Origin of the sequence: uncultured Aquimarina sp., from assembly GCF_947492115.1 — a bacterium.
Taxonomy (GTDB): Bacteria; Bacteroidota; Bacteroidia; order Flavobacteriales; family Flavobacteriaceae; genus Aquimarina.
Genome location: NZ_CANLMM010000003.1, coordinates 16,882 through 28,938, shown reverse-complemented (window position 1 = coordinate 28,938; position 12,057 = coordinate 16,882). Strand labels below are relative to the sequence as shown.

At 34.2% G+C, this 12,057-nt stretch carries 15 protein-coding genes; 11 read left to right on the top strand and 4 right to left on the bottom strand.

Going from position 1 to position 12,057, the window contains the following annotated elements:
- Nucleotides 1-30: 30 nt before the first annotated feature.
- The 9 genes from Q1A73_RS09680 to Q1A73_RS09640 all read left to right on the top strand — a co-directional run bounded on the left by Q1A73_RS09680 (nucleotide 31) and on the right by Q1A73_RS09640 (nucleotide 7,660).
- Entirely contained in the window at nucleotides 31-1,026 is a 996-nt protein-coding gene (locus Q1A73_RS09680) for a beta-ketoacyl-ACP synthase III (protein ID WP_299604768.1), read from the top strand.
- A 28-nt stretch (nucleotides 1,027-1,054) separates the two neighbouring features.
- Nucleotides 1,055-1,549 (top strand): acetyl-CoA carboxylase biotin carboxyl carrier protein, encoded by a 495-nt coding sequence (gene accB / locus Q1A73_RS09675; RefSeq protein ID WP_299604765.1) that lies wholly within the window; start codon nucleotides 1,055-1,057, stop codon nucleotides 1,547-1,549.
- A gap of 89 nt (nucleotides 1,550-1,638) precedes the next feature.
- Entirely contained in the window at nucleotides 1,639-2,991 is a 1,353-nt protein-coding gene (accC, locus tag Q1A73_RS09670) for an acetyl-CoA carboxylase biotin carboxylase subunit (RefSeq protein WP_299604763.1), read from the top strand.
- Nucleotides 2,992-3,034: 43 nt separating this feature from the next.
- A complete protein-coding gene (locus Q1A73_RS09665; RefSeq protein ID WP_299604761.1) occupies nucleotides 3,035-4,147 on the top strand; it encodes an FAD-dependent oxidoreductase in 1,113 nt (370 codons plus the stop codon).
- Nucleotides 4,148-4,161: 14 nt separating this feature from the next.
- A complete protein-coding gene (mtgA, locus tag Q1A73_RS09660) occupies nucleotides 4,162-4,839 on the top strand; it encodes a monofunctional biosynthetic peptidoglycan transglycosylase (protein WP_299604759.1) in 678 nt (225 codons plus the stop codon).
- Between the two features lie 107 nt (nucleotides 4,840-4,946).
- A complete protein-coding gene (locus Q1A73_RS09655) occupies nucleotides 4,947-5,327 on the top strand; it encodes a hypothetical protein (RefSeq protein ID WP_299604756.1) in 381 nt (126 codons plus the stop codon).
- A gap of 180 nt (nucleotides 5,328-5,507) precedes the next feature.
- The gene (locus Q1A73_RS09650; protein ID WP_299604753.1) at nucleotides 5,508-6,065 is read left to right on the top strand and encodes a hypothetical protein; all 558 of its coding nucleotides are present in this window, start codon (nucleotides 5,508-5,510) and stop codon (nucleotides 6,063-6,065) included.
- Between the two features lie 86 nt (nucleotides 6,066-6,151).
- Nucleotides 6,152-6,604, top strand: a complete 453-nt coding sequence (locus Q1A73_RS09645) for a 3-oxoacyl-ACP synthase (RefSeq protein ID WP_299604750.1) — start codon at nucleotides 6,152-6,154, stop codon at nucleotides 6,602-6,604.
- A 123-nt stretch (nucleotides 6,605-6,727) separates the two neighbouring features.
- On the top strand, nucleotides 6,728-7,660 hold the full coding sequence (locus Q1A73_RS09640) for an alpha/beta hydrolase (protein WP_299604748.1): 933 nt from the start codon (nucleotides 6,728-6,730) through the stop codon (nucleotides 7,658-7,660).
- Here Q1A73_RS09640 and Q1A73_RS09635 read toward each other — a convergent pair whose 3' ends face one another.
- Both Q1A73_RS09635 and recJ read right to left on the bottom strand, forming a co-directional pair.
- Nucleotides 7,661-8,014 (bottom strand): hypothetical protein, encoded by a 354-nt coding sequence (locus Q1A73_RS09635; RefSeq protein WP_299604746.1) that lies wholly within the window; start codon nucleotides 8,012-8,014, stop codon nucleotides 7,661-7,663. It lies immediately after the preceding gene.
- Nucleotides 8,015-8,074: 60 nt separating this feature from the next.
- Complete coding sequence (recJ, locus tag Q1A73_RS09630) at nucleotides 8,075-9,760, bottom strand: single-stranded-DNA-specific exonuclease RecJ (RefSeq protein WP_299604743.1); 1,686 nt, start codon at nucleotides 9,758-9,760, stop codon at nucleotides 8,075-8,077.
- 127 nt (nucleotides 9,761-9,887) lie between these two features.
- Here recJ and Q1A73_RS09625 point away from each other — a divergent pair, with 127 nt between their 5' ends.
- On the top strand, nucleotides 9,888-10,478 hold the full coding sequence (locus Q1A73_RS09625; protein ID WP_219011594.1) for a carboxymuconolactone decarboxylase family protein: 591 nt from the start codon (nucleotides 9,888-9,890) through the stop codon (nucleotides 10,476-10,478).
- 89 nt (nucleotides 10,479-10,567) lie between these two features.
- Here the strand turns inward: Q1A73_RS09625 and Q1A73_RS09620 are convergent, their stop codons facing one another.
- Nucleotides 10,568-11,227, bottom strand: coding sequence for a M50 family metallopeptidase (locus tag Q1A73_RS09620; RefSeq protein WP_299606331.1), 660 nt, complete (start codon nucleotides 11,225-11,227; stop codon nucleotides 10,568-10,570).
- A gap of 149 nt (nucleotides 11,228-11,376) precedes the next feature.
- Here Q1A73_RS09620 and Q1A73_RS09615 point away from each other — a divergent pair, with 149 nt between their 5' ends.
- Nucleotides 11,377-11,703, top strand: coding sequence for a hypothetical protein (locus Q1A73_RS09615; protein ID WP_299604736.1), 327 nt, complete (start codon nucleotides 11,377-11,379; stop codon nucleotides 11,701-11,703).
- Nucleotides 11,704-11,712: 9 nt separating this feature from the next.
- On the opposite strand, the gene Q1A73_RS09610 is transcribed toward Q1A73_RS09615, so the two are convergent.
- Nucleotides 11,713-12,057 carry a HopJ type III effector protein gene (locus tag Q1A73_RS09610; protein WP_299604734.1) on the bottom strand — a complete coding sequence of 115 codons (345 nt, stop codon included), beginning with the start codon at nucleotides 12,055-12,057 and terminating at the stop codon, nucleotides 11,713-11,715.

Below are 12,057 nucleotides of genomic sequence, written 5' to 3'. Positions count from 1 at the left end.
TATAAAACAGCAGATGACTAAAATAAAGATATGAGTAAAACCACAGCCGCTATAACAGCTGTAGGCGCTTATGTGCCGGATCATGTGTTATCTAATGAGATGTTAGCAACCATGGTCGAAACAAACGATGAATGGATCACCACTCGTACTGGTATTAAAGAACGCAGAATACTAAAGGAAGAAGGTAAAGGAAGTTCTTTCTTAGGTATCAAAGCAGCAGAAGATTTAATTGCTAAAAAAAATCTCGATCCCAAAGAGATTGATATGGTAATTTTTGCGACTGCTACTCCAGATCTTCCCGTAGCTGCAACCGCAGCATATGTTGCTACAGAAATAGGAGCAATCAATGCTTTTTCATATGACCTACAAGCTGCATGTTCTAGTTTTTTATATGGAATGTCGACTGCAGCTAGTTATATAGAATCTGGAAGGTATAAAAAAGTGTTATTAATAGGAGCTGATAAGATGTCTTCTATTATTGATTATACAGATCGTACTACTTGTATCATTTTTGGAGATGGTGGTGGTGCAGCACTTTTTGAGCCAAATGACGAAGGTTTAGGCTTACAAGATGAGTACCTAAGAACCGATGGTGTGGGACGTCAGTTTTTAAAGATTGAAGCAGGTGGTTCTATTTTACCTCCTTCAGAAGAAACAGTTGCAAAAAGACAACATTTCGTTCAACAAGATGGGAAATCTGTATTTAAATATGCAGTATCCAATATGGCTGATGCAAGTACCAAGATTATGGAACGTAACAACATTACTGGTGATGACGTAGATTGGTTAGTTGCACACCAAGCCAATAAGCGTATTATTGATGCTACTGCCAATCGAATGAATCTAGATGAGAGTAAAGTTCTGATGAATATACATAGATATGGTAATACTACCTCAGCAACTTTACCATTATTATTAAGCGATTACGAAAAACAACTCAAAAAAGGAGATAATATAGTATTTGCCTCTTTCGGAGGAGGATTTACTTGGGGTTCTATTTACTTAAAATGGGCCTATAATTCCTAAACAACTAAAACACACAATACCCAACATTATGGATTTAAAAGAAATTCAGAATTTAATTAAATTCGTGGCCAAATCTGGGGCTAGCGAAGTAAAATTAGAAATGGAAGATGTGAAGATTACGATCAGAACAACTTCAGACGACAGTAAAGAAACAACAATTGTACAACAGATACCAATGGGTAGTGCAGTCCCTGCTGCTCAACCAGTTACTCAAGTACAAGCTACTGCTCCAGCAGTAACAGAAACTCCTGCTGCAAGTAGCAAAGAAGATGACGATTCTAAATACGTTACAATAAAGTCACCAATCATTGGAACTTTTTATAGAAAGCCATCACCAGACAAACCTACCTTTGTTGAAGTTGGTGACAGTGTAAAAGAAGGAGATGTACTTTGTATTATCGAAGCAATGAAGCTTTTCAATGAGATTGAAAGTGAAGTTTCTGGTAAAGTTGTAAAAGTATTAGTGGATGATAATTCTCCTGTAGAATTTGATCAGCCTTTATTCTTAGTAGACCCATCATAACCCAATTTTAAAATTCCAATAAAACAAATCTCTAGATTCATTTATCGAAGCTGGGATTAGGAATTTGAGGTTTTTAAATTTAGAACGTTATGTTTAAAAAAATTCTAATTGCCAATAGAGGTGAGATTGCAATGCGTGTAATCAGAACCTGTAAAGAAATGGGTATTAAGACTGTAGCGGTCTATTCTACTGCAGATGCAGATAGTTTGCACGTTCGCTTTGCCGATGAAGCTGTATGTATAGGACCTGCTCCAAGTACAGAATCGTATCTTAAAATGTCCAATATCATCGCTGCTGCAGAAATAACAAATGCAGATGCGATACATCCGGGATATGGATTTTTATCAGAAAATGCTAAATTCTCAAAAATTTGCGAAGAGCACGATATTAAATTTATCGGAGCTAGTGCAGAAATGATTGAGAAAATGGGAGATAAAGCCACTGCAAAATCAACGATGATTGAAGCTGGTGTGCCATGTGTTCCTGGAAGTGAAGGTGTAATTCCTGATTTTGATACTTGCCTAAAAGTTGCCAAAGAAACCGGATACCCAGTTATGCTAAAAGCTAGTGCTGGTGGTGGTGGTAAAGGAATGCGTGCTGTATGGAAAGAAGAAGATTTATTACCTGCTTGGGAATCTGCTAGACAAGAAAGTAAAGCTGCCTTTGGTAATGATGATATGTATATGGAAAAGCTTATTGAAGAGCCGAGACATATCGAAATTCAGGTAGTTGGTGATAGCAATGGTAGAGCTTGTCACTTATCAGAAAGAGACTGCTCTGTACAAAGAAGACACCAAAAACTAACCGAAGAAACACCTTCTCCATTCATGACTGATGAATTGAGAGATGAAATGGGTCTGGCAGCAATCAAAGCTGCAGAATATATCAAATATGAAGGTGCAGGAACAGTTGAGTTCTTAGTAGACAAGCATCGTAATTTCTACTTTATGGAAATGAATACTCGTATCCAGGTAGAGCATCCTATTACAGAGCAAGTAGTAGATTACGATCTTATTAGAGAACAAATATTAGTAGCTGAAGGAGTGCCAATTTCTGGTAAGAATTATTACCCGCAATTACACTCTATAGAATGTAGAATTAATGCAGAAGACCCTTATAAAGACTTCCGCCCATCACCTGGAAAGATTACAAACTTACACCTTCCTGGTGGTCATGGAGTACGTATAGATACACATGTATATAGTGGTTATATCATTCCACCGAATTATGATTCTATGATTGCGAAGTTAATTACCACCGCTCAAACTCGTGAAGAAGCGATCAATAAAATGAAAAGAGCACTTGATGAATTTGTAGTAGAAGGAATAAAAACTACGGTTCCATTCCATAGACAGTTAATGGATCATCCAGATTATGTAGCTGGAAATTATACTACCAAGTTTATGGAGGATTTTGAAATGAAAGAACCAACAGATAACTAACTAACTTAGGGCCTCAGAAATGAGGCTTTTTTTATATAAAAATATGAGCTTTAGCTATTGGGAATATAAGACTTGGTTGTCTAATGTAGATTTTACCATTATCGGTAGTGGAATTGTAGGGCTTAATTGTGCGATTGAGCTTCACAAAAAATTTCCGAAAGCTAGAGTTCTTATACTCGAAAAGGGAATGTTACCTAATGGCGCAAGTACTAAAAATGCTGGATTTGCTTGTTTTGGAAGTCTGTCTGAAATTCTTGACGATTTGCATTCCCATTCTGAAGAAGAAGTTTTAGAGTTAATTCAAAAAAGATATAACGGACTCCAATTATTACGAGAAAATCTAGGAGATACTGTAATCGACTATCAACCCAATGGAGGATACGAACTTTTTACAAATGAGGATCACGACTTATTTGAAATCTGTCTTTCAAAAATTGACGATATCAACCATCTCTTGAAACCCATTTTTAAAGACAATGTTTTCGCAACCGAAACAAACATTTTTGATTTCGAAAAAATACAGCCTGCTTACATCGTAAATCAATTTGAAGGGCAAATTGATACAGGAAATATGATGCAAGCATTATTACATAAAGCCCGAAAATCTGGAATTCTAATATTAAATAATTGCACCGTAAATGCTATAGAAGATCTAAATGCCCATGTTGAAATAAAAACAGAACAATTTTCGTTTACTACTAATAAAGTATTGATTGCCACCAATGGTTTTGCATCTCAATTAGGAATTGAAGAAGTACAACCAGCTCGTGCACAAGTCCTCATTACCAAACCAATCAAAAATTTACATATCAAAGGAACCTTTCATCTAGATAAAGGATATTATTATTTTAGAAATATCAATGATAGAATATTATTTGGAGGTGGTAGAAATCTAGATTTTAAAACTGAAGAAACTTTTGTATTCGGACAAACGGAATTGGTACAAAAAACATTAGAACAAATTTTACAGGAGACTATTTTACCCAATACTAATTTTGAAATCGATCATCGTTGGAGTGGAATTATGGGAGTTGGAAATCAAAAAAAGTCTATTGTAAAAGCTATATCCAATAACATCTTTTGTGGTGTAAGATTAGGCGGCATGGGAGTAGCTATAGGCAGTTTGGTTGGTAAAGAATTAGCTGATCTTTTATAAGAACCTATATTATAATGTTTAAAAAAGTATTTCGTTTTATATATAAAAGCATCTTAGCTTTCGTGCTTATTAGTGTATTATGGGTACTTGCGTATAAGTGGATAAACGTTCCTGCAACTCCTTTAATGATCATCCGAAAGTTACAATCTACAGAACAAGTTACAACTAGACATCAATGGGTTCCTATTTCCAAGATTTCTAAGAACCTTCAACTTGCCGTTATCTGTAGTGAGGATCAACATTTTTTAGAACATAGTGGATTTGATACCGTAGCCATACAAAAAGCAATTGACGATCATAAAAACGGCAAAAAACTCAGAGGAGCAAGCACCATCTCGCAGCAAACAGCAAAAAATGTATTTCTATGGCCACAACGTAGCTGGATTCGTAAAGGGTTAGAAAGTTATTTTACATTTTTAATAGAACTCCTTTGGAGCAAAGAACGTATTCTGGAAATCTATCTGAATAGTATCGAAATGGGTGATCACATTTATGGTGCTGAAGCTGCAGCCGAATTTTGGTTTAACAAAACTTCTCAAAATCTAAATACCGATGAAGCAGCTGCCATAGCAGCAATTCTTCCAAACCCAAGAAAATACCTTGCGTATCCTCCTTCCTCATACATACAACATAGAAAAAAGTGGATTCTTCTACAGATGCGCAATTTTGGTCCCTTTTCGATCTCCGAATAAAAAATTTAAAAAATAATTCAAATCAGGTAGGGTAAATCGCAAGTCTTCTGTTTTAGAGTAGTAAAACTTTAAAACCACATAAATTAACAATTAAAACAAACTAAAAAATGAAAAAACTTGCACTAATCTTAATTTCTTTAGCAGTACTGACTTCTTGTAGTAATGATGATGATGCTACTCCTGAAGCTATACCTGTTACCGTAACATTAAAAGCTGTTGTAAGCGGAGCTCTTAATAACTCACCAGTAATCCAATATAGAGATGCTTCTGGGGATTTAAAATCTGAAACCCTAACTGTAGGCACCTGGGAAAAGTCACTCAATGTAACTAGTGGATATAATTTATTTCTAAAAACCACAGGAACTATCAATGGAAGTGTTGAGATTACAGCATCTGCAGAAGGAGAAGGGATTTCTTTTGACGATAGCAAATCTTCGACTGCAAATGTTGATGTGGATTTTGAACTTGAGATTTCCAAAACCCTGTAATTACAACATTATGTGAATACTACCTAAATCACATCGTTAGATCAAGGAATGAAAAAGTTAGAACTCAATAAAAACTTACTAGTAGATAAATAATACAGGAACAAGTGGAAAAGCATAGGATTACTTTGTCCTGTAAGGATAGATATATTAGAAAATAAAACCCGTTAAAGCCCTAGTACTATGGAAAACACCCACAGACATACTCCTGTATTTGAAAAAAATAACTTGATCATTCCTTTTTATTTAAATAATAATTATAAAAATCGATTATCGAATTATTCAGAATATTCTAAGGTAATCGATCTTAATCCAACTAGTCTTCCTGGAATTCCTTTGGTAATTTCAGGAAGAATATATTCTAAAAACCAAGAAGCAGTGTCGAACGCGAAAATTGAAATTTGGCATAGTACTGATACCAATGCTTTTCAAAATGAAAATAATTTTCACTTCGCTTCTCCAAGAACATTATCAGGTTCTCTAAGAACTAATAAAAATGGAATCTATTCGGTAAAAACGATTCGTCCTGGAGTACATGGATATAGAGCAAGACATTTTCATTATAAAATCTCGGCAAAAGGCTATCGCACCTTACAAACTCAAATTTACTTTAAAGATGATCCTAGAATTTTAATTGATGAAACGGCCATGATCGCTGAGCATTGTAGAATCATAGATTTTTCATTTGACCAAACAGGAATTTTAGAAGGAACAGTAGATATCTTTTTACCAAAGATTTAAAAAACCCTTTTTCTCGTTTAATGAAGTAATAATATTTGTTCAATACCTAAGGTTATTCTATCTTGAATTTCCTAAATTCTATTTTTTTGAAAAGTATTAAAGAGATATTATACGATCATTGTCGGCAGTTTGTAGAAGAACGACTTAGTCGTATTCATGATAGGATGAATAGTCTTCAAGAATCATTAACATCAGAAACAAAAAGTACTGCTGGTGATAAGCACGAAACTGGAAGAGCTATGCTTCAGCTAGAAAGAGAAAAAACCGGAGTACAATTATCAGAAGCCAAAAAATTAAACGAAATTTTATCCAAAGTTGATATCTCTTCCAACTCTAGTGTTGCTCATTTGGGAAGTCTGGTAACAACTAGTACTGGAAATTATTTCTTAAGTATTTCCGTTGGCGAAATTATTATTGATAAAGTAGCATATTTTGCCATTGGCATCAATACACCAATAGGTAAAATGCTGCTAGGAAAAACAGTAGGAGCTCGTTTTCTTTTTAATGGAAAAAATGTAGTGATAGAACATATCGATTAATCAATACATTAAAACAATTCTCAATTCTTATAAAAACCTTAAAACCTACAATAAATTTGTTAAATGTAATGGTTTAAAAAAATCATTTTAAGTAAATTGCTACTTCACAAATTATCAGTCTGGATGAAAAAACTTTCTCTATTACTTCTTATTGTTATCATTGCTTTTGGGTGTAAACCTTATCAAAACACCAAAATTAGAAAAGGTCAAATGACATATTCGGAGTTCAGAGCTGAACAACGATCTTTTCCAACTAAGAATGGTATCATAAAGTATATTGATAGAGGAAATGGCCCTGTAATTGTGCTACTTCATGGAGTACCAACTTCGGGTTGGCTATATCGTAAAATGATCGATCCTCTTGTAGCTGGTGGGTATAGAGTAATTGTTCCAGATATGCTAGGATATGGCTCTAGCGATTCCCCTGAAGGATATAAAATTTATAGCGAAAAAGAACACGCAAAAAGATTGTTAGATCTTATGGATGGTTTAGGAATCGAATACTGGTCTCATGTTATGCATGATGTTGGAGGTGTATGGACATGGGAACTATTTAACCAAGCACCTAATAGAATCGAAGAACTTATTGTTCTCAATACACTATTATACGAAGAAGGTTTTTATCCTCCGATACGGTTTAGTCCTGGTCCAGCTGCCAAAGCAGCAATGTGGTCTTATCGCAATGGTGTTACTACGAATACGTTACTTAAATCACTTTTTAAAGAAGGTTTAAAAGAGAACAACCTAAATGAACTCGATGTAGAGGGATATAAAACCCCACTACTAGAAGGAAAAACCAATGGGATGTATTATTTCTTTACTAGAACCTGTAACTATTTTCCTGATTACTCCTTGGTTTTTGAAAGCATCGATATTCCTGTAGCAGTGATTTGGGGAATTCATGATACAATGCTTCAATGGACGCCTCAACAAACCAAAGTAACCAATGCGCTTAAAGTTGATGAAGCAGACATTCATTTTATTGATGAAAAACACTTTATTCAGGAAACTAAAGCAGAAGAAGTAGCTTATAAAATCCTGGATTTTCTTAAATAATTAATTCAGCCCAGTAGTAGTTACCCATTGTTGTAATTCTATTCTAAAAATAGTTCCATTTATCAATTCCTGAATTTGCTCCAGTTCCTCTTTACTAACTGCCAAATCAATCTTATCAGAAGGTGTTCTTAGAAGAAGAGATCTACAATTATGGTGACTCGCACATTGACTACAACATTGCGATTGTTCTGTAATACTACATGCATCTGAAAAATCTTTTAATTCATTGAGCGTAAGCAAAAACCCAATATCTCTAAATACCAATTGTATTTTTGGTTTCTCTTTAGGTTGTTGTTTTTTCCAAAAAAAAGATATCCCAACTTTATTACTGTAAATTTTATCTATAGCACTCATTTCGAATCATATTTGATTCAAAAATATTAATTATTTATAATTAATCTAAATAAAAACAAGTTAAATTATATCTTTTAGTTTTAATTGTAATGACACGGTACCATTCCATTCATTTTCATCAACCGTATAGGCAATCTTCGCATGATGACTACTTGTGATTAATTCCTTTTTTGGACCCAAATTAAAACCTATGGCATCTATAGCCAATCCATTTTTTTGCACTTTACATTTCAAATGCTTTTCATCTGTACCAACACACCTTGCATATCCCGTATCCTTAACACCTTCTGTCATAAAAACAGGTGTCATATTTCCAGGGCCAAAAGGAGCAAACTGTTTTAGAATTCTAAAGAACTTCGGTGTTATTTCATGGAACTCTAGCTCAGTATCTATGGTAATTTCTGGAGTCAAAAGCTTTTTATCAATTGAATTGGCTACTACTTCTTCAAATTTTTGTTTAAAAAGCTCATATTGTTCTTCTTTTAATGTTAAGCCTGCTGCATATTTATGTCCTCCAAATTGTTCTATATGTTCCGAACAGTTATCCAATGCATTATACACATCAAATCCTTTTACAGATCTAGCAGATGCTGCTAACTTTTCACCGCTTTTGGTAAAAACTAATGTGGGTCGATAATAGGTTTCTGTCAATCTAGAAGCTACAATTCCTATAACTCCTTTATGCCAACTTTCATTATAAACCACAGTAGTAAACCTATGTTCTTCATCATTATCAACAATCTGTTCTAAAGCCGCTTTGGTAATACTCTTATCCGTATCTTTCCGCTCACTATTATAACTTTCTATCTCAGCCGCATATGCTAGAGCGAGTTCAATATTATCTTCTTTTAATAAGTTTACAGCATGCAATCCGTGTTTCATTCTGCCGGCAGCATTAATTCTAGGCGCAAGAATAAATACTACATCGGTTATGGTAAAAGTTTCCTTTTTTACCTGTGCTAACATAGCCTTAAAACCAACTCTTGGATTTTGATTAATTGTTCTTAATCCATAATATGCTAGTACTCTATTTTCTCCAGTAATCGGAACAATATCTGCTCCTATTGCAGTTGCTACAAGATCTAAATAAGACGTTAGATCATAGGCAGTTTGCCCCTTCTTACTAGCGATTGCCTGAATCAACTTAAATCCTACACCGCAACCACATAATTCTTTATAAGGATAAGCGCAGTCCACTCTTTTAGGATCTAAAACCGCTACAGCTTCAGGAATAGCATCACCAGGTCTATGATGATCACATATAATAAAGTCAATACCTTTGGATTTAGCATATACGACTTTTTCAATTGCTTTGATACCACAGTCCAATGCTATAATCAGCGAAATATCATTATCAGAAGCATAGTCAATCCCTTGAAAAGACACTCCATAACCTTCGGCATATCGATCAGGGATATACGTTGTCACTTGGGGAGTAATCGTTTCCAAATAAGAAGACATTAATGCCACAGATGTGGTCCCATCTACATCATAATCTCCATACACCAAAATATTTTCCTGATGCACAACTGCTTTTTCAATTCTAGCAACTGCTTTATCCATATCCTTCATTAAAAAAGGATCATGTAAATCCTCTAAAGAAGGTCTGAAAAAACGCTTAGCATCTTCAAAAGTTTCAATCCCTCGTTGAACTAATAAAGAAGCAATAATTTCATCAACATTTAGAGCTTTGGCTAAGTTAGTGGTAACTGTACTCGAAGATTTTGGTCTTAGGGTCCATCTCATTGGCAATATCCTTCCTAAATAATTTAAAAATCCAAAGTACAAAAAACATCTTTACTCCTTCTTGTTTGACTTGAGTTTTGTATTTTGCTTTGCTAAATTTCAATTAATTCAAAAAATATATATACCCATGCCATTAGTAACACCTCTATCTGCAGATCATGATTTAGAAACAAAAGAACTTGCAGAATTCTTCAATGAAACCTTAGGGTTTTGTCCTAATTCTGTATTAACTATGCAAAGAAGACCAGCCATCTCCAAAGCTTTTATAAACCTTAATAAAGCTGTTATGGCAAATGAGGGTAGAGTAACTTCAGCTCTAAAACGTATGATCGCTTGGGTAAGCAGCAATGCTACTGGTTGCAGATATTGTCAGGCACATGCCATAAGAGCTGCAGAACGATATGGTGCAGAACAAGAACAATTAGATAATATCTGGGAGTATAAAACTCATCCTGCTTTTAGTGATGCTGAGCGTGCAGCCCTTGATTTTTCGTTAGCTGCTTCATTGGTTCCAAATAATGTAGATGAAAGTATTAAAGAAGAATTATACAAATATTGGGACGAAGGAGAAATTGTAGAAATGCTTGGGGTTATTTCTCTATTCGGTTATCTAAATCGCTGGAATGACTCTATGGGTACTACTGTAGAAGAAGGAGCAATCGAATCTGGAGAAAAATATTTGGGTAAACACGGTTGGGAAAAAGGAAAGCACTTATAGGCTTTTATCCAATCTATAACATATGAAGACTTGTTAGCTTTTAAAAAGGTGACAGGTCTTTTTATTTGTTCCTTAAACTAGAATTGAGCTTATTTCTTAAAATAATACTGGAAACTTTTCCAAAGAAGATATATGCTTATGACAATAATTAAGATTGCCCATATCCAATACGTACCAACTGTATTTTCTGCTATGGCTTGAGTGTCGGATATCTGAATAGCACCATTTCTCTCGAACTGTTTGGTAAACAGATAATCCAATTGCAAATATGTTCCTAATACAGATTGCAACCCCAAAAATAATATTGTTATTACTTCTAATTTTCTGTTTTTGAATAGTGTGATAATGAAAAAAAATACTGCAAATCCGCTCATCACCGCAATACCCCAAACAGATCTGATCCACAACAATAAAGAGAGTATGATCAATCCTATCAGAATCCTTAGCGCAATCATGGAACTTTTATGCGATTTTGCAGAGGCAATTAATAGTGCTCCTACTACTGCCGGACCTAATAATCCTCCCGCAGCTACTAAGGCATTTCCTAGAGATGGAGATAAATAACTTCCTCCTAAATGATAATAAGCAACACCTCCTCCGTTTTCATAGATTTCCAAATGCTGAAAACTACCACCCAAAATTACAGCTGTTAAACCATGACCCATCTCATGAAACCATGTTCCTAATAATATAAAGGGATATTGAAACCATCCAAAATATGGCAATTTCCACAGTACGATAACTACTATGGCAACAATAATTATAGTATAATCAAAACGTTTAGAGATAGTTGTAATTTTTAAATTATTTTAAAGTCTTTAGATTATACCATTTCTTATAAGAACTGGTATTACAAACCAAAATATGTACTTTTATATTTCTTAAAACAATACTACTAATGAATTCTTCTTTACACAAATATTCGATTTTCATCTTAGCTTGCATGCTATCTATTGGTATCTATGGACAAGAAAAAGTTACAGAGACTCCAGATTTTCCTGAATTTACAGCTAAAAAAGCTGACAAATATTCAAAAATGCCTATGCATAATCCTAATTATGAATTAGATGATCAGATAAAACATTCTTTGATAGACGATACACCTAAGGTAATGCCAATTTTTAAACCTTATCTTTCTTTAGATTTTAAATCAGAATCAAAATTTTCCTTTGCTGACATGAAGACTGTGGAAGAAATCAAGCAGCATTTAAAAAAAGGAAAATAGAGTGTGCTACTATATTTTTTCGGTTAATGCCTGATCGTTAAATGATAGTTGCTCCCATCCAGTTTTCATAAAATTACGAATATTTTGATGGTTATCACCATCTGGATGATCAAGTACATTTTTATAATGTTCCCCAAAACAGTACAAGGTTTCTTGTTGAGTGAGTTTTTGCAATTTTGCGAATGAAAACAATTTACAGGATCCAGAATTTTGTCCTGCTTCATTAACTATTTCACCATTAGTAAATGAAACAGGTGTGAAGTTATAATTGGTATCGATAACATTCATCGTTTTTTCGAATACAATCGATTCTGGGGTTTCACGTAGTTTATCTATAAATTCTGTAGTGGTCAT